General features: G+C 71.4%; 18 protein-coding genes. 9 read left to right on the forward strand and 9 right to left on the reverse strand.

Features of this window, described 5'->3' with window-relative positions; translation table 11 throughout:
- Positions 1-39 precede the first annotated feature (39 nt).
- The 8 genes from ACSQ2G_RS07410 to zapE all read right to left on the reverse strand — a co-directional run bounded on the left by ACSQ2G_RS07410 (position 40) and on the right by zapE (position 7199).
- Positions 40-360 carry a 2Fe-2S iron-sulfur cluster-binding protein gene (locus ACSQ2G_RS07410; RefSeq protein WP_028039434.1) on the reverse strand — a complete coding sequence of 107 codons (321 nt, stop codon included), beginning with the start codon at positions 358-360 and terminating at the stop codon, positions 40-42.
- Positions 361-391: 31 nt separating this feature from the next.
- The gene (locus ACSQ2G_RS07415; RefSeq protein ID WP_436030541.1) at positions 392-1612 is read right to left on the reverse strand and encodes an NAD(P)/FAD-dependent oxidoreductase; all 1221 of its coding nucleotides are present in this window, start codon (positions 1610-1612) and stop codon (positions 392-394) included.
- Positions 1613-1806: 194 nt separating this feature from the next.
- Positions 1807-2589: a succinate dehydrogenase iron-sulfur subunit gene (locus tag ACSQ2G_RS07420; RefSeq protein WP_310080265.1), complete on the reverse strand. Its 783-nt coding sequence runs from the start codon at positions 2587-2589 to the stop codon at positions 1807-1809.
- 11 nt (positions 2590-2600) lie between these two features.
- Positions 2601-4388, reverse strand: a complete 1788-nt coding sequence (gene sdhA / locus ACSQ2G_RS07425) for a succinate dehydrogenase flavoprotein subunit (protein ID WP_436029593.1) — start codon at positions 4386-4388, stop codon at positions 2601-2603.
- Entirely contained in the window at positions 4388-4795 is a 408-nt protein-coding gene (gene sdhD / locus ACSQ2G_RS07430; RefSeq protein WP_436029595.1) for a succinate dehydrogenase, hydrophobic membrane anchor protein, read from the reverse strand. The genes sdhA and sdhD overlap by 1 nt, the downstream gene beginning before the upstream one ends.
- A gap of 2 nt (positions 4796-4797) precedes the next feature.
- Positions 4798-5205 (reverse strand): succinate dehydrogenase, cytochrome b556 subunit, encoded by a 408-nt coding sequence (gene sdhC / locus ACSQ2G_RS07435; RefSeq protein WP_436029596.1) that lies wholly within the window; start codon positions 5203-5205, stop codon positions 4798-4800.
- A gap of 126 nt (positions 5206-5331) precedes the next feature.
- The gene (locus ACSQ2G_RS07440; protein WP_436029598.1) at positions 5332-5913 is read right to left on the reverse strand and encodes an NUDIX domain-containing protein; all 582 of its coding nucleotides are present in this window, start codon (positions 5911-5913) and stop codon (positions 5332-5334) included.
- Positions 5914-6080: 167 nt separating this feature from the next.
- On the reverse strand, positions 6081-7199 hold the full coding sequence (gene zapE, locus ACSQ2G_RS07445; RefSeq protein WP_436029600.1) for a cell division protein ZapE: 1119 nt from the start codon (positions 7197-7199) through the stop codon (positions 6081-6083).
- 130 nt (positions 7200-7329) lie between these two features.
- On the opposite strand from zapE, the gene ACSQ2G_RS07450 reads away from it, so the two are divergent.
- Entirely contained in the window at positions 7330-7521 is a 192-nt protein-coding gene (locus ACSQ2G_RS07450) for a hypothetical protein (protein WP_436029602.1), read from the forward strand.
- Positions 7522-7673: 152 nt separating this feature from the next.
- Here ACSQ2G_RS07450 and ACSQ2G_RS07455 read toward each other — a convergent pair whose 3' ends face one another.
- Complete coding sequence (locus ACSQ2G_RS07455) at positions 7674-8309, reverse strand: hypothetical protein (RefSeq protein ID WP_436029604.1); 636 nt, start codon at positions 8307-8309, stop codon at positions 7674-7676.
- A 105-nt stretch (positions 8310-8414) separates the two neighbouring features.
- Between ACSQ2G_RS07455 and ACSQ2G_RS07460 the strand changes: the two genes are divergently transcribed.
- The 8 genes from ACSQ2G_RS07460 to ACSQ2G_RS07495 all read left to right on the forward strand — a co-directional run bounded on the left by ACSQ2G_RS07460 (position 8415) and on the right by ACSQ2G_RS07495 (position 20293).
- Entirely contained in the window at positions 8415-9269 is an 855-nt protein-coding gene (locus tag ACSQ2G_RS07460) for a 1-acyl-sn-glycerol-3-phosphate acyltransferase (protein ID WP_436029605.1), read from the forward strand.
- Positions 9266-9721, forward strand: a complete 456-nt coding sequence (tsaE, locus tag ACSQ2G_RS07465) for a tRNA (adenosine(37)-N6)-threonylcarbamoyltransferase complex ATPase subunit type 1 TsaE (protein WP_436029607.1) — start codon at positions 9266-9268, stop codon at positions 9719-9721. The genes ACSQ2G_RS07460 and tsaE overlap by 4 nt, the downstream gene beginning before the upstream one ends.
- Positions 9711-10802: an N-acetylmuramate/N-acetylglucosamine kinase AmgK gene (gene amgK / locus ACSQ2G_RS07470; RefSeq protein ID WP_436029609.1), complete on the forward strand. Its 1092-nt coding sequence runs from the start codon at positions 9711-9713 to the stop codon at positions 10800-10802. The genes tsaE and amgK overlap by 11 nt, the downstream gene beginning before the upstream one ends.
- A complete protein-coding gene (gene murU / locus ACSQ2G_RS07475; RefSeq protein WP_436029611.1) occupies positions 10799-11554 on the forward strand; it encodes an N-acetylmuramate alpha-1-phosphate uridylyltransferase MurU in 756 nt (251 codons plus the stop codon). The genes amgK and murU overlap by 4 nt, the downstream gene beginning before the upstream one ends.
- A gap of 2 nt (positions 11555-11556) precedes the next feature.
- On the forward strand, positions 11557-14541 hold the full coding sequence (gene addB, locus ACSQ2G_RS07480) for a double-strand break repair protein AddB (RefSeq protein WP_436029613.1): 2985 nt from the start codon (positions 11557-11559) through the stop codon (positions 14539-14541).
- 133 nt (positions 14542-14674) lie between these two features.
- Complete coding sequence (addA, locus tag ACSQ2G_RS07485; protein WP_436029615.1) at positions 14675-18142, forward strand: double-strand break repair helicase AddA; 3468 nt, start codon at positions 14675-14677, stop codon at positions 18140-18142.
- Positions 18143-18259: 117 nt separating this feature from the next.
- Positions 18260-18595 (forward strand): thioredoxin, encoded by a 336-nt coding sequence (gene trxA, locus ACSQ2G_RS07490; protein ID WP_018061274.1) that lies wholly within the window; start codon positions 18260-18262, stop codon positions 18593-18595.
- 213 nt (positions 18596-18808) lie between these two features.
- The gene (locus tag ACSQ2G_RS07495; RefSeq protein WP_436029617.1) at positions 18809-20293 is read left to right on the forward strand and encodes an FAD-dependent monooxygenase; all 1485 of its coding nucleotides are present in this window, start codon (positions 18809-18811) and stop codon (positions 20291-20293) included.
- The last annotated feature ends 6 nt before the right edge of the window (positions 20294-20299 follow it).

Here is a 20299-nt window from a genome sequence, read left to right on the forward strand (position 1 = left end):
CGATCGCTGCGCGATCGCCTCCCCCACAGGGGGAGGAATTTAGTGCTGGCTCTCGGGCAGACGCACCACCAGCCCGTCCAGCGCGTCGCTCACCTTGATCTGGCACGACAGGCGCGAGTTCGGCTCGACGTTCTCGGCGAAGTCCAGCATCGACTCCTCCATGGCCGACTTGTCGCCGGTCTTGGACAGCCAGGCGTCGTCCACATAGACGTGGCAGGTGGCGCAGGCGCAGGCGCCGCCGCAGTCGGCGTCGATGCCCGGCACGTTGTTCTTCACCGCGCCTTCCATGACCGTCAGGCCCGGCTTGACGTCGATGACGTGGTCCGTGCCGTCGTGCTCGATATAGGTGATCTTGGCCATGGGTCCCCTGGACTGGTTTTGAACGGTCGTTTTACGCCGCTACGTCCTTCATGGAAATCGCCGGATCCATCAACCGGGCGATATCGACGGGCGTGCGTCGGGCGATCAGCTGCTTGCCGGCCATGAATTCGGGCGGCGCGTTGACCGCCTCGACGGCCTGCACCAGGTCGCCCTTCAGGTGGAAGACGGCGAACCGGGCGGCGGCCACGTCGCCGCGCACCACCTGGCGGTCGGCGTCGAACGGCAAACCGGCGATCTGCAGTTTCAGGTCGTACTGGTCGGACCAGAACCACGGGATCTCGTGCGGCGGCATCGGCCGGCCGGCGATGGCGGCGGCGGCCTGCTTGGCCTGCTCCAGAGCGTTGGGCACGCTTTCCAGGCGGAATTGGCGCCCGTAGGTCGGCAGCGGCCGGTGGGTCAGGTCGCCAATGGCGAACACGAACGGGTCGGCCGTGCGCGCCTCCAGGTCGACCACCACGCCGTTGGTGCAGTCCAGCCCTGCATCGCGGGCCAGCTCCTCGTTGGGGATCGCCCCCACCCCGACCAGGGCGACGTCGCAGGCGATCACCGTGCCGTCGGCCAGCCGCACGCCGGTGACATGGCCGTCCTGACCGTCAAAGCCCGCCACCTTGGCGTCGAGCACGAAGGCCACGCCGCGCGCCCCGTGATAGTCCTGGAAGAAGGTCGACAGGGTCTCGCAGGCCACCCGGGCCAGGACCCGCGGCTCGCGCTCGATGATCGTGGCGTGGCCGCCCAGGGCCGTGGCCGAGGCCGCCGCCTCCAGGCCCACATAGCCGCCGCCCACCACCGCCAGCCGCTTGCCGGGACCCAGCGCGCCCTTCAGGGCCTCGGCGTCGGCCGCCGTGCGCAGGGCCAGGACGCCGGAGAGGTCGGCCCCGGGAAGCGGCAGGGCGCGGGCCCGGGCGCCGGTGGCCAGGATCAGGTAGTCGTAGGGCAGGTGCTCGCCCGAGGCCAGGGTCACGGTCTTGGCCCCGCGGTTGATCGAGACCACCGTCCCGCCCAGGCGCAGGGAGACGCCGGCCTCCTCGTACCAGCTGCTGGGCTTGAGCTGCAGGCTGTCGGCGTCGGCCTCGCCCTTCAGCCAGGCCTTGCTGAGCGGCGGGCGCTGGTAGGGCAGCAGGGGCTCGTCGCCGATCAGCACGATCGGGCCGGTGTGGCCGTACTGGCGAAGAAAGGCCGCGGCCGAGCCGCCGGCGTGGCCGGCCCCGACGATGACGACGCGGGCGCTCAGATCGCCGGTCCCTGGTTCACTCAACGCCAACGTCCTCCCGTTCGAGCAAAGATGACGACAGCGTCACCTTTTTGCAAGCCGATCGGCCTTGGGCTCGAAGGCCAGGCCCCATGCGACAGGAACCCGGCCTTCTACGGCGATTGGATGAGCCTCGTCCCGAGCCCGTCGAAGGACGAGGCGGAAAGCGTGTCGCCCTAGACGACGCGCTCCACCAGCATCTTCTTGATCTCGGCGATCGCCTTGGCCGGGTTCAGGCCCTTGGGGCAGACCTGGGCGCAGTTCATGATCGTGTGGCAGCGATAGAGCTTGAACGGGTCCTCGAGGTCGTCGAGGCGATCGCCCGTGGCTTCGTCGCGGCTGTCGATCAGCCAGCGGTAGGCGTGCAGCAGGGTGGCCGGGCCCAGGTACTTGTCGCCGTTCCACCAGTAGCTGGGGCACGAGGTCGAGCAGCAGGCGCACAGGATGCACTCGTAGAGGCCGTCCAGCTTGGAGCGGTCTTCCGGCGACTGCTTCCACTCGGTCTGCGGCTCGGGCGTGACGGTGTGCAGCCAGGGCTCGATCGAGGCGTACTGGGCGTAGAACAGCGTCAGGTCCGGGATCAGGTCCTTGACCACCGGCTGGCTGGGCAGCGGGCTGATCTGCACGGCCTTGCCGGGCGTGTCGGCGTGGCCGTGGGTGCAGGCCAGGGTGTTGCGGCCGCCGATGTTCATCGCGCACGAACCGCAGACGCCCTCGCGACACGAGCGGCGGAAGGCCAGCGTCGGGTCGATGGTGTTCTTGATGTACAGCAGCGCGTCCAGGACCATCGGGCCGCAGGCGTCGACGTCCACCTCATAGGTGTCCCAGCGCGGGTTGCGGCCGTCTTCCGGATCGTAGCGGTAGACCTTGAACGACCGCGTGTTCTTGGCGCCGGCAGGGGCGGGCCAGGTCTTGCCGTTCTGGACGGTGGAGTTCTTGGGGAGGGTGAGCTGAACCATCGATCGTACCCTCAGTACACGCGCTGCTTGGGCGGGATGTAGTCGATGTCTTTCGACATGGTGTAGCTGTGCACCGGCCGGAAATCGATCTTCACCTGGCCGGTGCCCTGGTCGAGCCAGGCCAGGGTGTGCTTCATCCAGTTGGCGTCGTCGCGCGTGGAGAAGTCCTCGCGGGCGTGGGCGCCGCGGCTTTCGGTGCGGTTGACCGCCCCGGCCACGGTGACGACGGCCTGGCCGATCAGGTTGTCGAACTCCAGGGTCTCCATCAGGTCGGTGTTCCACACCAGCCCGCGGTCGCTGACCTTGATGTCCTTGGCCTTGTCCCAGACCACGCCCAGGCGCTTGACGCCGCTTTCCAGGCTCTCGCCGGTGCGGAACACCGCGGCGTCCTCCTGCATGGCCTTTTGCATCTCCAGGCGCAGGGCCGCCGTCGGCTGGCCGCCGTTGGCGTTGCGGAAGCGGTCGAAGCGCGCCACGTGGCCGTCGGTCATGCTGGCCTTCAGCTCCGGCTGGGTGGCCATCGGCTTGAGGATCTCGGCGCAGCGCAGGGCCGCGGCGCGGCCAAACACCACCAGGTCGATCAGGCTGTTGGAGCCCAGGCGGTTGGCGCCGTGCACCGAGACGCAGGCCGCCTCGCCCACGGCCATCAGGCCGGGGATCACCTGGTCGGGATTGTCGCCCGACTTCGTGACGACCTCGCCGTGATAGTTGGTCGGGATGCCGCCCATGTTGTAGTGCACGGTCGGCAGCACCGGGATCGGGGCCTTGGTCACGTCGACGCCGGCGAACACCTTGGCGGTCTCGGAGATGCCGGGCAGGCGCTCGTGCAGGATCTTCGGGTCCAGATGGTCCAGGTGCAGGAAGATGTGGTCCTTGTTGGGACCCACGCCGCGGCCTTCGCGGATCTCGATGGTCATGGCCCGGCTGACCATGTCGCGCGGGGCCAGGTCCTTCACCGACGGGGCGTAGCGCTCCATGAAGCGCTCGCCCTCGGAATTGGTCAGGTAGCCGCCCTCGCCGCGCGCGCCCTCGGTGATCAGGCAGCCGGCGCCGTAGATGCCGGTGGGGTGGAACTGGACGAATTCCATGTCCTGCAGCGGCAGGCCGGCCCGCAGGGCCATGGCGTTGCCGTCGCCGGTGCAGGTGTGGGCCGAGGTGGCCGAGAAGTAGGCGCGACCGTAGCCGCCGGTGGCCAGAATGACCATCTGAGCCTGGAAGCGGTGCAGCGTGCCGTCGTCCAACTTCCAGGCGGTGACGCCGCGGCAGACGCCGTCTTCCATGATCAGGTCGAGGGCGAAGTACTCGATGAAGAACTCGGTGTCGTGGGCCAGGGACTGGCCGTACATCGTGTGCAGCATGGCGTGACCGGTGCGGTCGGCCGCCGCGCAGGTGCGCTGGATCGGGCCCTCGCCGAAGTTCTTGGTCATGCCGCCGAAGGCGCGCTGGTAGATCTTGCCGTCGGCGGTGCGCGAGAACGGCACGCCCCAGTGCTCCAGCTCATAGACCGCGGCCGGGGCGTTGCGGGTCAGGTACTCGATGGCGTCCTGGTCGCCCAGCCAGTCCGAGCCCTTTACGGTGTCGAACATGTGCCAGCGCCAGTCGTCCTGGCCCATATTGCCCAGCGAGGCGGAGATCCCGCCCTGGGCGGCGACCGTGTGGCTGCGGGTCGGGAACACCTTGGTCACGCAGGCGGTCTTCAGGCCGGCTTGGGCGCAGCCCAGCGCGGCGCGGAGGCCCGAGCCGCCGGCCCCGACGACGACGACGTCGAACTTGTGGTCGATGAACTTGTAGGCCGACATCAGAGGGCTCCGGTGAAGGCGACCTTGAGGATCGCCACGACCCCAAGAGCGCCGCCGAGGACGCAGACGAAAAGATTGGCGAGGACCAGCACGGTCTTGGTCGTGAAGTCCGGGACGTAATCCTCGATCACCACCTGCACCTGACCCTTCAAGTGGATCAGGGCGACGACGATCAGCAGGCTGAGCAGGACGGTGTTGTGCGGGATCGACACCCAGATGGCGGCGCCGTCGAAGTCCAGGGCGGCCAGGCGCAGGCCGGCGAACAGACCCCACAGGGCCAGCGGGATCAGGGCGATGCCCGACACGCGCTCGGTGATGAAGTGGCCGACGCCGTGGTGCGAGGCGCCCAGGCCGCGGGCCCGGGACATCGGCGTACGGTAGCGGGCGGAGGAGGAAGGGCCAGCCATGATCAGAGCGCTCCGGTTTGGGCGGCGATGACCCAGACGACGATCGCGCCGACCACCGCGAAGGCGATGGCGCCCGCCCCGGTCATGTCGGCGGTCTTCGGCGTGAAGCCCTTGCCGGCGTCCCAGAAGGTCTGACGCACGGTGTAGGCGATGTTGTAGAGCACGGCGACCGTCAGGCCGAACAGCACCAGCTTGCCGAGCGGCGAACCCAGAGCCCCGGTGTAGCAGGCATAGGCCTCGGGGCCCGAGGCCAGGGCCACGGCCCAACCGGCCAGCAACAGCACGCCGACATAAAGGGCGAAGACCGTGGCCCGGTGCAGGATCGAGCAGGCCATGGTGATGTGCCAGCGCCAGACTTGCAGGTGCGGCGACAGGGGGCGGTCGGGAAGGCCCCCGCGGGTGTCGGTCATGGTTGCGTCCAACCCTTTGGCTTTGTGCGTTGCGGGATGCTTTTAAGCGCGACGTTGGGGGTGTCAACGCGGCCGCCCTTGTTGAGAAACGTTCTCAGGCGGGCGCCGCGAGCAGGGCTGACGGGTTCAGCGAAACAGGTTCAGCGCCGCGTGCTGCAGCAGCATGATGGTCTTGGCGTCGCGGATGGCGCCGTCGGCGACCATGGCCAGGGCCTCGTCGAGGGCCAGTTCCAGCACCTCGATGTCCTCGCCCTCGTCCGGATGGCCGCCGCCGTCGCCGATCCGCATGGCCGCGTCGTACTCGGCGACGAAGAAGTGCAGGATCTCGGTGACCGAGCCCGGGCTCATGAAGGCCTGGAACACCGGCTGGACCTCGCCCAGGCGATAGCCCAGCTCCTCCTCGACCTCGGCGCGGATGCGGACCTCCGGCTCGGCGTTGTCCAGCAGGCCGGCGGCGGCCTCGATCAGCAGGTCGTCATGGCCGTTGACGAAGGCCGGATAGCGGAACTGCCTGACCAGCAGCACGGTGCGGTTGGCCAGGTTGTAGGGCAGCAGCACCGCCCCGTTGCCGCGGTCGTAGACCTCGCGGTGCTGCGTCTGCCAGGTCCCGTCGCGGCGCTTCCAGTCGAAGGTGGCGGTCTTCAGGACGTACCAGTTGTCCGACAGCAGCCGGGTCTCGTGGACGCGGACGCGATCCTTGACGCTCATCTGGGTCTCCTAGGCTCGGTAGAGGCTCCACGATAGACGACCGTGGGCCCGCCCTCGTCCTTCGACAGGCTCAGGATGAGGGCTAATTTCAACGTCGGCTCAGTAGGAAACCTCATCCTGAGCTCGTCGAAGGACGAGGTTTTCGGCCCGGGAGCGTCCAACGCTTTCTAATCCCGCACCCGGGCCACATAGTCGGCCGAGCGCATCTCCTGCAGGCGCGACACGGTGCGCTCGAACTCGAACGACCCGTCGCCGGCCGGGTACAGCGCCTCGGGCTCGCCATGGGCCAGGGCCACCAGCTTGGCGTCGGCCTCGTAGAGGGCGTCGACCAGGGTGTTGAAGCGCTTGGCCGCGTCGCGCCGCTCGGGGGTCAGCAGCGGCACGTCCTCGAGGAACAGGGTGTGGAAGCGCTCGGCGATCGCCAGATAGTCCTGAGGCCCCAGGGCCTGCTGGCACAGGCTGGCGAACGAGGCGCGCAGCAGGCCGCCGGCGGCGCGGGGGAAGCGCATCTTGCGCCCCAGGACTTCCAGCGTGACGCCGGTCTCCTCGGCCCCGTCCAGCATGTCGGTCCACAGGCGGTCGAACTCGGCGGCGTTGGTCTTGTCGTCGGGCGCCAGCCAGGTGCGGGCGGCGCGCAGGCGGTCCAGCCGGAAATCCACCGGCCCGCGCACCGCCACCACGTCCAGCTTCTCCTTCAGCATCTCGATGAACGGCGTGAAGAGCTGGCGGTTGAGACCGTCCTTGTAGAGGTCGTCGGGCGGTCGGTTGGAGGTGGCCACCAGGGTGACCCCTTGCGCGAACAGGGCTTCGAACAGCCGGCCCAGGATCATCGCGTCGGCGATGTCGGTGACCTGCAGCTCGTCGAAGCACAGCAGGCGGGCGTCGGCGGCGATCAGGTCGGCGGTCGGGACGATCGGGTCGTCGCCCTTGTGCTGGCCGAAGCGGGCCTTGCGCTCGCCCGCGTCGCCCTTGCGCCAGGCGTTTATGTGCTCGTGCACCTCGGCCATGAACACGTGGAAGTGCACGCGGCGCTTGCGGCTGACCGGGGCGCTGTCGAAGAACAGGTCCATCAGCATGGACTTGCCACGCCCGACCGGCCCCCAGAGGTAGACGCCCTTCTGGCCCTTGGGCTTGCGCCCGAACAACGTGAAGCCCGGCTCGCCGGCGTTGTCGAGGTCGGCCTCCAGCCGCGACAGGGCGTCGACCGCGGCGGCCTGGGCGACGTCGGGCTTGATCTCGCCCTGGGCCAGGCGCTCTCGGTAGGCGGTGCGGACGGATGTGGGCATCGCCACGCGGGTTAGCGCGGCGAGGGCGATGGGGGAAGTCCCCACAGGTCCGCGAGCGTCGGGAAACCGGCCATGAAACGTGGCTGGAGGCGAAGTCGTTCTGTTTCCCGCAACGTCAGAGGAGACCGACATGGCCCAGCCCGAAGACCGCACGATTCCCTCGGACCTCGCCCCCGAAGGCGAGACGGCGGCGCTCTACGACGCCGACGACAACCTGAACATCGACGCCGGCGACGAGCCCCGCAATGGCCAGTTGGACAGTCAGCACGGGACCAAGACCCGCCGTGCCCGCAAGAACGAGATCAGCAACCGGCCGGTCTAGAATTCGCGATCAATCCCAACCCCGCCGTTGTCATCCCGGAAAGCGCGCAGCGCTTGTCCGGGACCCAGGTGAACCGCACCGCCTTCGCCCAGTCCCCTGGGTCCCGGACAGCCTCTGCGAGGCTTCCGGGATGACAACTCGCGTTGGGTTTCCTAAACCCCCAGATCCTTCCGCACGAACCGATACGTCTCGCGCCGCTCGCAGGCGCAGGCCTTCATCTTGCCGTCCTTGGTCCACCAGACCAGCAGCGGATAGGCGAAGTTCACGCCGTTGGCCTTGAGCAGCGGCCGCAGGTCCTCGACGGTCTTGCGGCCGGCCTCGATCACGGCGGTGCGGGCCATGTCGCCGTCGGCTGGGGCGATACCCGTCGCCTTCCAGGCTTCGACCGGCGTGGCGTCCCAGCGCTCCGACAGCGCCCAATCGCGGTTGACCCACAGCTCGGCCACGGTCGCCCGCTCGACCGGCGTGGATTTCGGCACGCCGTTGCGGTCGGCGCGGGCGATCTCGATCAGCCGGGTGTCGACCCCGGCCTTGTGCAGGCCCGGATACTCCTCCTTCTTGAACCGCACGCAGTCGGGGCAGGTGCGGAAGCTGACCATGTAGAGCCGAGACCCGGACAGGCCCGGCGACACCCAGCCCGAACTCTCGAGAATGCGCGCGATCTCGGCCTGATTCTTGGTGATGGTCTTGGGCCGCCAGCGCAGCTCGAAGTTCCAATAGGCCCAGATCCCCGCGCCGACGGCGACGATCGAGGCGGCGAGGATCAGCCAGCGGCCGAGGTTTTTCATGAAGCGCTCCCGAATGCCCACCACCAAGGTCGGACAGCACGGGCTCCGCGTCAAATTTCCAGCCTTCGCCTTGGAACCTCGCGGCGGCTTCTCTAGACTCGGCGGATGACCTCGACGCAGGCCCTCGAACCGGCGCGCCCCGACATCATCGACACCCTGATCGCCGAACGGGCGCCGAAGCTGTGCGGCTCGCCGGCCTGGCCCCTGGCGCGCGGGCCGCTGCACGCCCTGCTCAGCTACGGCAAGGCCCGCGCCCTGGCCGAGGCCGTCGCCGCCATGGGCGGCCGCGAGGCGCTGGACTACGTGTCCGGCCTGCTGAGCCTCGAGGTCGCGGTCCAGGGCCTGGACAACCTGCCCGCCGCCGGCGCGGCCCTGCTGGTCTGCAACCATCCGACGGGCGTCGCCGACGGGGTGGCGGTCTATGACGCCCTGAAGGCCCGGCGGCCCGACATCCTGTTCTACGCCAACGCCGACGCCACGCGGGTCTGTCCCCGCCTGGGCGAGGCGCTGATCCCGGTCGAGTGGGTGCAGGCCAAGCGCACCCTGGCCCACACTCGCGGCGTGCTGGAACGCACCCGCGCGGCGCTCAAGGCCGAGCGTCCCCTGGCGATCTTCCCCGCCGGGCGTTTGGCGACCAAGGTTCAGGGTCGGCTCACGGACAAGCCCTGGCAGACCTCGGCCGTGTCGATCGCCCGCTGGAGCGGCGCGCCGATCGTGCCCCTGCACCTGACCGGCCCATGGTCGACCCTGTTCCACCTGTTTGACGGCCGCTTCCAGGAGCTGCGCGACATCACCCTGTTCCACGAGATGCTCAACAAGCGCGGGCGTCGCTTCTCGCTGATCGTCGGCCGGCCGATCGCGGCCGAGGCGCTGGACCCCGATGCGGCCATGGCGACCGGCGCGCTCAAGCACTTCGTCGAGCGGGTGCTGCCCACCAACCCCGACGCGGTGCTGCGATGATCCAGATCGACCTGCCCGACGAGGCCGCCACCCAGGCCCTGGGCGCAAGGCTGGCCGCCGCCCTGCGGCCCGGCGACGCCGTCTGCCTGACCGGCCCCCTCGGCGCGGGCAAGTCGACCCTGGCCCGCGCCCTGGTCCGCGCCCTGACCTCGCCGGACGAGGAAGTCCCCAGCCCGACCTTCACCCTGGTGCAGTTCTATGACGGCCCCGACTTCCCGGTCGCCCATTTCGACCTCTACCGCCTGACCGACCCCGACGAGGCCTACGAGATCGGGCTGGAGGAGGCGCTGGAGGACGGGGCGGCCCTGATCGAATGGCCGCAGCGCTTGCAAGGCCGCCTGCCTGCCGACCGACTCGCTATAGACATCACCCCCATGGGCGACGACGGCCAGGCGCGCCGCGCCGTGATCGTGGCCCACGGAACCTTCGAAGGACGCCCGCTTGAGCTCTGATCGCGAACCCCTCAAGGCGGCCTTCCTGGCGACGCACGGCTTTGGCGACGCCCGTCGCGAGCCGCTGGGCGGCGACGCCTCGACCCGCGGCTACGAGCGCCTCTATCGAGACGGCGCGAGCTTCATCTTCATGGACCAGCCGCCGGCCCTGGAGAGCGTGGTCTGCCCGCCCGGCGCCAGCGACGCCGAGCGCGTGGCCCTGGGCTACAACGCCGCCGCCCGCCTGGCCGCCGGCTCGGTCGCCGCCTTCGTGGCCACGGCCGCCTATCTGCGCGGGCGCGGCCTGTCGGCCCCCGCCATCCTGGCCCACGACGTCGGGGCCGGGCTGGCGGTGCTGGAGGACCTGGGCGACGGCCTCTACGCCACCCTGATCGCCGACGGCCAGGACGAGGTTCCGCTGTACGAGACCGCCGTCGACGTCCAGGTCGCGCTGCACGCCGAAACCCCGCCTGACGTCTTGACGGCGGAGGGCGGCGTGGCCTGGCCGCTGCTGACCTACGACGCCCTGGCCCTGAAGATCGCCACCGACACGTTCCTGGAATGGTGGCCGAAGTTCTCGGGGCTGCCGGCCTTCGGCGCCGAGGCCGTGGCCGAGTGGGACGCCCTGTGGGCTCCGGTCTGGGTGCGCGGCGAGGCCGGCGCCTCGGTGTTCACCCATCGCGATTTCCACGCCCAGAACCTGCTGTGGCTGCCCGACCGCCAGGGCGTGGCCCGCGTGGGCCTGCTGGATTTCCAGGACGCCCTGCGCGCTCACCCGGCCTGGGACCTGACCCACCTGCTGCAGGACGCCCGCCGCGACGTGTCGCCAGAGCTTGAGCAGGCCATGCTCGACCGCTACCTGGCCGCCCGGCCCCAGGTGGACCGCGCCGCCTTCGTCGCCGACTACCGGGCCCTGGCCGCCTCCAACGCCGCCCGGATCCTGGGCCGGGTGTTCGCCCGCCAGACGCTGCTGGGCCGACCGCAGTACGAGGCCTACATGCCGCGCACCTGGCGCTATCTGGAGCGCAATCTCCAGGATCCGGCGATGGCGGGACTGAAGGCCTGGTTCGACCAGCATGTGCCCTCGGAGTTCCGCCGATGAGCGCGCCCCTCAACCAAGCGCCCAAGGTCGCCATGGTCCTGGCCGCGGGCCTCGGCACCCGCATGCGCCCCCTGACCGACGACCGGCCCAAGGCCCTGGTCGAGGTCGGCGGCAAGGCGCTGATCGACCACATGCTGGACCGCCTGGCCGCCGCCGGGGTCGAGACGGCCGTGGTCAATGTCCACTACTTCGCCGATCGGCTGGAGCAACACCTGGTCCGGCGCGCCGCGACCCATCCCCTGCCGCACATCGTCATCTCCGACGAGCGGCCCCAGGCCCTGGAGACCGGCGGCGGCGTCAAGCACGCCCTGCCGCTGCTGGGCGACGACCCGATCTGGGTGGCCAATATCGACTCGATCTGGATCGAGGACGCCTCGGCCATCGAGGCGGTGGCCCGGGCCTGGGATCCCACCCGGATGGACGTCTGCCTGATGCTGGCCTCGACGGCCGACTCCCTGGGCTTCCACGACAGCGGCGACGTCTTCCTGGCCGAGGACGGGGTCGTGCGGTTCAAGGATCCTGGCGAGACCGCGCCGCTGGTCTATGTCGGCGTCCACATCTGCAAGCCCCAGGTGGTGGCCGGTGGTCCCGACGGGCCGTTCTCGCTGACCCCGATCTGGAAGGCCCTGGCCGCCGACCGCCGCGTGCACGGGGTCGCCCCGGCCGGCGTCTGGATGCACGTCGGCGATCCCCAGGCGCGCGACGCGGCCCAGGCGCGGCTGGCCGGCCGCGGCCCGACGGGGTCGACCTAGCCATGGCCGGCCCCTTCGACCATCCGGGGCCGCGCTGGTTCTCGATCCCCGCCCACCGGCCCTTCGTCGAGGACCTGGCGCGCGGGCTGCTGCAGGCCCTGGCGCCGCTGGGGCCCGAGGCCCTGCCCGCCGCCACCGTCCTGACCCCCACCCGACGCGGAGCCCGCGCTCTGGCCGACGCCTTTGTGGCCGCCGGCGGCGGCAAGGCCCTGCTGCTGCCGCAGATCCGGCCGCTGGGCGACCTGGACGAGGGCGAGCCGCCGTTCGAGCCCGGCGACCTGAGCCTGGACCTGGCTCCGGCCGTCTCCTCGCGCCGCCGCCGGTTCGAGCTGGCCCGGCTGGTGGCCGACCACGCCCACCTGCTGTCGTTCCAGCCTCAGGCGGGCCAGGCCCTGGAAATGGCCAAGGCCCTGGCCGACTTCCTCGACAGCTGCCAGATCGAGGAGGTGGTCACCGACGACGGCCGGCTGGACGGCCTGGCCGAGGGCGACCTGGCCCAGCACTGGCAAGTCTCGGCGCGGTTCCTGAAGGCGGTTCTGACCGCCTGGCCGAGGCGACTGGACGAGATGGGGCTGATCGACGTCAGCGACCGGCGGGTGCGGCTGCTCAACGCGCTGTCGGACCAGTGGGAACAGAGCCCGCCGCAAGGCGTGTTGGTCGCCGCCGGCTCGACCGGCACGGCCCCGGCCACCGCCCGCCTGCTGCGGGTGATCGCCGGCCTGCCGCAGGGCGCGGTCGTGCTGCCCGGCCTGGACGACGGCCTGGCCGAGGACGCCTGGGACAAGGTCGACGGCCTGGCGGGCGAACAGCATCCGCAGGGGGCGATGAAGCGCCTGCTGGTCGGGGCGGGCGCGACCCGCGACGACGTCCGCCCCTGGTGGCCCGAGGCCGACAGCCGGGGCCGCTGGCGGCGGCGGCTGATCAACGAGGCCCTGCGCCCGGCCGAGGCCACCGCCGACTGGCTGGCCCAGATCGACCGCCTGCGGGCCGAGGCGCCGGGCCTGGACCCGATCGAGGAAGGGCTGAAAGGCCTGTCCCTGGTCAGCGCCCGCACCGAGGAGGAGGCCGCCGTCGCCTGCGCCCTGCTGTTGCGCGAGGCCCTGGAGACCCCCGGCCTGACCGCCGCCCTGGTCACGCCCGACCAGGAGTTGGCCCGGCGAGTCAGCGCCCGGCTGATGCGCTGGGGCGTGGTCCCCGACAGCTCGGCCGGCGCGCCCCTGGCCGCCAGCGCCGCGGCGATCCTGGCCCAGCACGTCGCCGGCCTGGCCGTGGATCCGCTGGACCCCGTCCGCCTGCTGGCCGTGGCCAAGCACCCGCTGCTGCGGGCCGACGCCCCGGCCGCGCGCGACCTGGAGCGCCACGGCCTGCGCGGCTCGGCCCCGCGCGACGCCGGCCAGCTTCTGGAACGGCTCAAGAACCACCCCGAGGCCAAGGCCCTGGTCGAGCGCGGGCTGGCCGCGGCCCATCGCGTCGCCGCGCCCTATATCGCCGATCCCAGGGCGGGCCAGCCGGCCGCCGCCGCCCGCGCCCTGGTCGAGGCGCTGGAGGCCCTGGCCGATCCGACCGACCTGTGGGCCGGCTCGGCCGGCGAGAGCCTGGCCGGCCTGCTGTCGTCGCTGATCACCGACGGCCTCGCCCTGCCGCCGGCCTCGGCCCAGGGCTTCGCCGACCTGCTGGACCGCCTGGTCAACGAGGAGACCCTGCGCACCGGCGGGGCCACCCATCCACGCCTGCGGATCTTCGGGGCTATCGAGGCGCGCATGGTGCGGGCCGACCGGCTGATCCTGGCCGGGTTGGAGGAGGGGATCTGGCCGCGCGGCGCGCCGATCGACCCGTTCCTGTCGCGGCCGATGCGCGCCAAGCTGGACCTGCCGCCGCCCGAGCGCCGCATCGGCCTGACCGCCCACGACTTCGCCCAGGCCGCCTGCGCCCCCGACGTGGTCCTGGTCCACAGCGAGCGGCGCGGCGGGGCGCCGGCCGTCGAGAGCCGTTGGCTGTGGCGGCTGAAGACCCTGGCGCGCGGCGCCGGCCTGCATCTGACCGAACGCCCGGACGTGCTGGCCTGGGCCCGCGACCTCGACGCGCCGGGCCCCTACGAGCCGATCAAGCGCCCCGCCCCCACCCCGCCAGTCGCCGACCGGCCGCGCAAGATGGCCGTGACCCGGGTCGAGGCCCTGACCCGCGACCCCTACGCCGTCTGGGCCCGCGACATCCTCAAGCTCTATCCGCTGGACCGCCCCGACGAGCCGGTCGAGGCCCGGGCGCGCGGCACGGCGATCCACGCGGCGTTCGAAACGTTCTCGCTGGAGCATCCCGGCCCCGTGCCGGAGAACGCCGCCGAGATCTTCGCTGGCCTCTATCTGGGCGAACTGAAGAAGGCCGGCATGCCCGCCGCCGCCCTGGCCCGCGAACGCGCCCTGGCCCGCGAGGCAGCGCTGTGGGTCGCCGAGCTGGAGACCCGCCGCCGGGCCGGGGCCGAGCGGATCGTGGTCGAGGCCGCCGGCGAACTGACCTTCGACATCGGCGGACGGCCGTTCACGGTCACCGCCAAGGCCGACCGCATCGAGCCGACCCCGGACGGCCTGGCCCACATCCTCGACTACAAGACCGGCGCCGCGCCGTCGAAGAAGCAGGTCGAGACCGGCTTCTCGCCCCAGCTGACCCTGACCGCCGCCATCCTGCGCGAGGGCGGCTTTCCCGACATCGGTCCGCGCGAGCCGGGCGAGCTGACCTATCTGCGGGTCACGGGCCGCAAGCCGGCCGGCGTCGAGGAGGTCCGCGCCACCGCCGGGGTCGATAGCCAGGAGGCGGCGATCAAGGCTTTGCAGGGTTTGCGAGACCTGATCGAGCGTTACGACAACCCGAAGCAGCCGTATCTGTCGCGCGTGGCTCCACAGTTCGTGCATGACCACGTGGGAGACTACGGACACCTCGCGCGGGTATTCGAATGGTCGACCAGCGGCGACGACGGGGAGGGCGGCGAATGACCGACCGATCCCAACAGTCCCTCCCCCCGTGGGGGAGGCGATCGCGAAGCGATCGGTGGGGGGATATCGCCGAGGCGGGACCACTCCCCCCTCCGGCGCTTCGCGCCACCTCCCCCACGGGGGGAGGACCTCCATGATCGACCCCCAGCGCATCGCCGCCGATCCCGCGATCTCGGCCTTCGTCACCGCCAACGCCGGGTCGGGCAAGACCAAGACCCTGATCGACCGGGTCGCGCGCCTGCTGCTGGCCGGAGCCGCGCCGGAGGCGATCCTGTGCGTCACCTACACCAAGGCCGCCGCCGCCGAGATGCAGCGGCGGCTGTTCGAGCGGCTGGGCGAGTGGTGCGTCACCCCCGACGTCCGGCTGCGCGAGCAGCTGGGCGCCCTGGAGGGGCGCGAGCCGGCCGCCTTCGACCACCGCGAACTGTCCAAGGCCCGGGGCCTGTTCGCCAAGGCGCTGGAGACCCCGGGCGGCCTGAAGATCCAGACCATCCACGCCTTCTGCGAGAAGCTGCTGCGGCGGTTTCCGCTGGAGGCCGGGGTGTCGCCCGGCTTCCAGGTGATGGACGACAGCGCCAGCGCCGCCATCGCCCAGGGCGCCCTGCGGCAGGTGGCGACCTATGTCACCGACCACCACGACGCCTTCGCCCAGGCCTACGCCCGGTTCTCGGTGGCCCTGGACTTCGCCAGCTTCGAGGCGATGTTCGCCGCGTTCGAGGCCCAGCGCGGAGCGATCGGGGCGTATCTGGACCAGGTCGGTGGCCTGCAGGGCGCGGTCGAGGACGTCTGGAAGGTCTGCGGTTTCCACTATGGTCCCAGCAGCGTGGAGGCCGTCACGGCCGAGGCCATGGCCGAGATCGACCGCGACCTCTGGCGCTCGGTCGCCGACGTGCTGCTGAGCGGCACCAAGACCGACATCAAGTGCGCCGGCCAGCTTCGGGCCGTGGCGAGCGATCCCGACGCCGACCTCGACCAGGCCCTGGCGGCGCTGTTCACCGAGAAGGGGGCCGGCACGCCCATGACCTGGCCGGCCAAGACTTCCGGCCTGAAATCGCGGGAGGACCTGCGCGCGCGGCTGCTGGCCGAGCAGGAGCGCCTGGCCGAGGCCCGCGAATGGCTGCGCGCTGCCCGGGTGGCCGAGGACAGCGCCGACGCCCTGCGGCTGGCCGCGCTCTACGTCACCTCGCACCAGATCGAGAAGGACGCCCGCGGCGCCCTGGACTTCGCCGACCTGATCGACAAGACCCGGGTGCTGCTGACCGAAAAGGTCGACGCGGCCTGGGTGCTGTACAAGCTGGACGGCGGCATCGACCACATCCTGCTGGACGAGGCCCAGGACACCGCGCCCGAGCAGTGGGCGATCCTGCGGGCCCTGACCTCCGACTTCTTCGCCGGCGAAAGCGCCGTCCGCTGGCGGGCCCAGCACCCGGGCGAGGACGCCCGCACCCTGTTCGTGGTCGGCGACGAGAAGCAGTCGATCTATTCGTTCCAGGGCGCAGATCCCCAGCGCCTGCTGGCCGAGACGCAGAACTACATCGCCCAGATCACCGACGTCGGACGGATCGGCAAGCACGTACCCCTGATCACCTCGTACCGCTCGACCGTGGAGGTGCTGAGCTTCGTCGACGCCCTGTTCTCGGCGCCGGAGACCCGCTCGGGCGTGCCGGCCCCGGCCGGCGAGGACGTGGTCCGCCACCAGCCGTTCCGGATCGACCACAAGGGCTGCGTGGACCTGTGGCCGCTGGAGCGCGAGCTGCCCGGCGAGGAGCGCGAGGCCTGGGACGCGCCGCTGGACGCCGAGAGCGAGCAGGGCGCCAACCGTCGCCTGGCCGAGAAGATCGCCGCCGAGATCCAGGCGCTGATCGCCCGGGGCGACGCGGTGTTCGACAAGGAGACCCGACAGTGGCGGCCGGCCCACCCCGGCGACGTCCTGGTGCTGGTGCGCCGGCGCAAGGCGCTGTTCGAGGAGGTGCTGCGGGCCCTGAAGCGGCGCGGCGTGCCCGTGGCCGGCGCCGACCGCCTGAGCCTGTCGGCCCATATCGTGTTCGACGACCTGCTGGCCCTGGGCCGGTTCTGCCTGTTCCCCGACGACGACCTGACCCTGGCGGCCCTGCTCAAGAGTCCGTTCTGCGGCCTGTCGGACGACCATCTTTACGCCCTGGCCAAGGGCCGGCCAGGCACCCTGTGGCAGGCCGTCAACGCGCGCGCCGCCGAGCAGCCGAGGTGGTCCGCCGCGCGCGACCTGCTGCGCTGGGCCGTGGCCGAGAGCCGCCGCCGGCAGCCGTTCGAGTTCTACGCCCTGCTGCTGGGCCGGGTGGACGACACCACCCGCTCCAACCGCGCCAAGGTGCTGACCCGCCTGGGCGAGGAGGCCGCCGAGGCCCTGGACGAGTTCCTGGCCCAGATCCTGGCCGCCGAGCAGCGGGGGGTTCGCGACCTGGAGGCCCTGGTCGCCGACTTCGCCAGCCTGGACATCGTCGTGAAACGCGAGATGGAGGGCGCGCGCCACGAGGTGCGGGTGATGACCGCCCACGGCGCCAAGGGGCTGGAGGCGCCGATCGTCTTCCTGCCCGAGACCACGATGAAGGGCGGGGCGCGCGGCTCGCCGCTGATGCGCACCGAGGCGGGCGGCTTCCTGTGGTGCGCCAGCAAGGCCAACGACTGCGAGGCCTCGACGCGGGCGCGGGAACTGCGCGAGAAGAAGGACGCCGAGGAGGCCCTGCGCCTCTACTATGTGGCCCTGACCCGGGCGCGGGACCGGCTGGTGCTGTGTGGCCGGATCGACGCGCGGACCAAGGACGAGAACGTCGGCGGCTGGTACGCCGCCGCCCAGGCCGCCTTCGCCCATCCCGACATCGCACCGGGCGTACGCGAGATCGGCGAGGAAGGCCGCAAACGCTTCGGACCCGACCCGATGCGGGCCGAGGCCCTGGCTCCGCGCGCCGTCCCCGCCCTGGTCCCGACGCCGGCCTGGACCCTGGCCCCGGCCGCGCCCGAGACGCCCGCCGCCCGCTACGCCGCCCCCTCGACCCTGGAGGACGAGGCCCGGGGCAGCGCCCCTTCGCCCCTGGCGGCGGTGTCGGGCCTGGGCCGCTACCGGCGCGGCGAGATCATCCACCGGCTGCTGCAGCTTCTCCCAGATATCGAGCCCGAGGGCCGCAGGACGGCCGCCGGACGCCTGCTGGCCGCCGAGCGCGACCTGACCGACGACCAGCGCGACGAGATGGCCGCCGCCGCCTTCGGGGTGCTGGAGGACGAGCGGTTCGCGGCGGTGTTCGGTCCCGGCTCGCGGGCCGAGGTCTCGGTGGCCGGCGGGGCGCGCGGCCTGCCCGCCGAGCTGAAGATCGCCGGCCGGGTCGACCGGCTGGTGGTCACGCCGGACCGCGTCCTGGTGGTCGACTACAAGACCAACCGCCCCTCGCCCGACCGCATCGAGCACGCCGATCCGGCCTATCTGTCGCAGATGGCGGTCTATGCCGCGGTGCTGGCCGAGGTGTTCCCCGACCGCCCGATCGAGGCCGCGATCGTCTGGACGGACGGTCCCAAACTCATGGCGGTTCCAGAAAAGGTGATGGCCGCCGCCCTGGCCCGGCTGTTCTAGATCATTGCCGAGGGGGGCGCGGGTCCCTAAATCTTGACGCAAGACGGGGAAGCGAATCCCCAGCCACCACAGTTTTCTAGCGCGCCCCGATCTTCCGGGCGCAGATGGAGCCAAGCGATGAGCACCGTGACGGTGACCGACGAGTCCTTCGAAAAGGACGTCCTGCAGGCCGACAAGCCGGTCCTGGTCGACTTCTGGGCCGAATGGTGCGGTCCGTGCAAGCAGATCGCCCCGGCCCTGGAGCAGATCTCCGAGGAACTGGCCGACCACGTCACCGTGGCCAAGGTCAATATCGAGGACAGCCCCACCACCCCGTCGCGCTACGGCGTGCGCGGCATCCCGACCATGATGCTGTTCCGCGGCGGCCAGATGGCCTCGATGAAGGTCGGGGCCATGCCCAAGGCCAAGATCCTGGAATGGCTGAACGAAGCCGGCGTGCACCAGCCCGCCTAAGCGTTCGCTGATTTTGGCGCACAGCCGCCCGCCTCGCCGACGCGAGGCGGGCGGTTTGCGTTTGGGGGCGGCGAGCGGTCGCGGAAGTGTCGCGGCGAGCTCGCATCCCTCTCCCGCCATTCTGGAGATGGGCGCGAAAAAACCGCGTTCAAGAATTGCCGCGCGCCGAAATATGCGCAGCTTGTGGAGCCCTCATCGCAGCAGGAGGGCGACATGATCCAGCACGACGTACTGATCGCCGGCGGCGGCCCGACGGGACTGATGTTGGCCGCCGAACTGGCCCTGGCCGGCGTGGACGCCGTGGTCATCGAGCGGCGTCCGAACCAGGATCTGTTCGGCCGTCGCGCCGGCGGCCTGCATGCGCGCACGCTGGAGATCCTGGACCAGCGGGGCGTGGTCGACCGTTTCCTCGCGGCCGGCCGCAAGGCCCAGGTCGCCGGCTTCGCCTGGATGCCGCTGGACATCAGCGACTTCCCGACCCGTCACAACTACGGCCTCGCCCTGGCCCAGCAGCCGACCGAGCGCTTGCTCGCCGACTGGGTCGGGGACCTGGGCGCGCCGGTGCTGCGCGGTCGGGCGGCAGCCCAAGTCCACCAGGACGACGCGGGCGTGGAGGTCGTCCTGTCCGACGGCGCGCGCCTGCGCGGCGCCTATCTGGTCGGCTGCGACGGCGGGCGCAGCCTGGTGCGCAAGGCCGCCGGCATCGCCTTCCCCGGCTCGGGGCCGACGATCAGCCACATCATCGCCGAGGCGAAGCTGGCCCAGACGCCGGAATGGGGCATGCGCCACGACGCACAGGGGCTGCACGGGCTGAACCCGCTGCCGGACGGCTCCGGCGTCGGCATCCTGGTCACCGAGTCCCAGTCGGGGCAGGCGGGCGACCCCAGCCTGGAGGACCTGAAGTCGGCCCTGGTCGCCGTCTACGGCACGGACTACGGCGTCCATGATCCGGCCTGGATCTCCCGTTTCAACGACGCCGCCCGCCAGGCGTCCGCCTATCGCGCGGGCCGGGTGCTGCTGGCCGGGGACGCGGCGCACGTCCACTATCCCGCCGGCGGCCAGGGCCTGAACCTGGGCGTCCAGGACGCGGTCAATCTTGGCTGGAAGCTCGGCCAGGTCGTCCGGAAGACCGCCCCCGAGAGCCTGCTCGACAGCTACGAGCGCGAGCGACGTCCCGTCGTCACCCGCGTCCTGCGCAACACCATGGCCCAGGTGGCGCTGCTGGGCCGCCTCGACGACCGCAAGGCCGCCCTGCGCGAGGTGATGGCCGAGCTCCTGAAGTTGGACGCGCCGCGCGCCTGGCTGGCCGGCATGATGTCGGGCCTGGACATCCGCTACGACCTTGGCCCGGGACATCCCTTGCTCGGCCGCCGGATGCCCGACCTCGACTTGGCGACCGCGGACGGGCCGGTCCGGACCTACGAGCTTCTGCACCCGGCCCGCCCCGTGCTGCTCGACCTTGGCCTGGCGGCGCGCCCGGACCTGGGGCCCTGGACCGGTCGCCTCCGGCACGTCGAGGCGCGCTACGCCGGCCCCTGGCGGCTGCCGGTGCTGGGCGAGGTCCCGTCCCCCCTCGCCGTGCTCATCCGCCCGGACGGCCACGTCGCCTGGGTGGATGGCGACGGGCGCGCGGACGGCCTGGCGGCGGCGCTCGACGCCTGGGTCGGCCCCGCCCGGCCAGCGGTCGTCTCGCCTTGAGACGGA

It is taken from the genome of Caulobacter sp. LjRoot300, from assembly GCF_964253875.1.
Lineage (GTDB): Bacteria > Pseudomonadota > Alphaproteobacteria > Caulobacterales > Caulobacteraceae > Caulobacter.

Bases quoted from the DNA above. Each gene is read 5' to 3' on its own strand.
- tsaE (WP_436029607.1), top strand. From the start codon at position 9,266: ATGATCCAGATCGACCTGCCCGACGAGGCCGCCACCCAGGCCCTGGGC.
- ACSQ2G_RS07455 (WP_436029604.1), bottom strand. From the start codon at position 8,309: ATGAAAAACCTCGGCCGCTGGCTGATCCTCGCCGCCTCGATCGTCGCC.
- ACSQ2G_RS07420 (WP_310080265.1), bottom strand. From the start codon at position 2,589: ATGGTTCAGCTCACCCTCCCCAAGAACTCCACCGTCCAGAACGGCAAG.
- ACSQ2G_RS07410 (WP_028039434.1), bottom strand. From the start codon at position 360: ATGGCCAAGATCACCTATATCGAGCACGACGGCACGGACCACGTCATC.
- ACSQ2G_RS07440 (WP_436029598.1), bottom strand. From the start codon at position 5,913: ATGAGCGTCAAGGATCGCGTCCGCGTCCACGAGACCCGGCTGCTGTCG.
- ACSQ2G_RS07450 (WP_436029602.1), top strand. From the start codon at position 7,330: ATGGCCCAGCCCGAAGACCGCACGATTCCCTCGGACCTCGCCCCCGAA.
- addA (WP_436029615.1), top strand. From the start codon at position 14,675: ATGATCGACCCCCAGCGCATCGCCGCCGATCCCGCGATCTCGGCCTTC.
- sdhD (WP_436029595.1), bottom strand. From the start codon at position 4,795: ATGGCTGGCCCTTCCTCCTCCGCCCGCTACCGTACGCCGATGTCCCGG.
- ACSQ2G_RS07460 (WP_436029605.1), top strand. From the start codon at position 8,415: ATGACCTCGACGCAGGCCCTCGAACCGGCGCGCCCCGACATCATCGAC.
- zapE (WP_436029600.1), bottom strand. From the start codon at position 7,199: ATGCCCACATCCGTCCGCACCGCCTACCGAGAGCGCCTGGCCCAGGGC.
- sdhC (WP_436029596.1), bottom strand. From the start codon at position 5,205: ATGACCGACACCCGCGGGGGCCTTCCCGACCGCCCCCTGTCGCCGCAC.
- addB (WP_436029613.1), top strand. From the start codon at position 11,557: ATGGCCGGCCCCTTCGACCATCCGGGGCCGCGCTGGTTCTCGATCCCC.
- ACSQ2G_RS07495 (WP_436029617.1), top strand. From the start codon at position 18,809: ATGATCCAGCACGACGTACTGATCGCCGGCGGCGGCCCGACGGGACTG.
- trxA (WP_018061274.1), top strand. From the start codon at position 18,260: ATGAGCACCGTGACGGTGACCGACGAGTCCTTCGAAAAGGACGTCCTG.
- sdhA (WP_436029593.1), bottom strand. From the start codon at position 4,388: ATGTCGGCCTACAAGTTCATCGACCACAAGTTCGACGTCGTCGTCGTC.
- murU (WP_436029611.1), top strand. From the start codon at position 10,799: ATGAGCGCGCCCCTCAACCAAGCGCCCAAGGTCGCCATGGTCCTGGCC.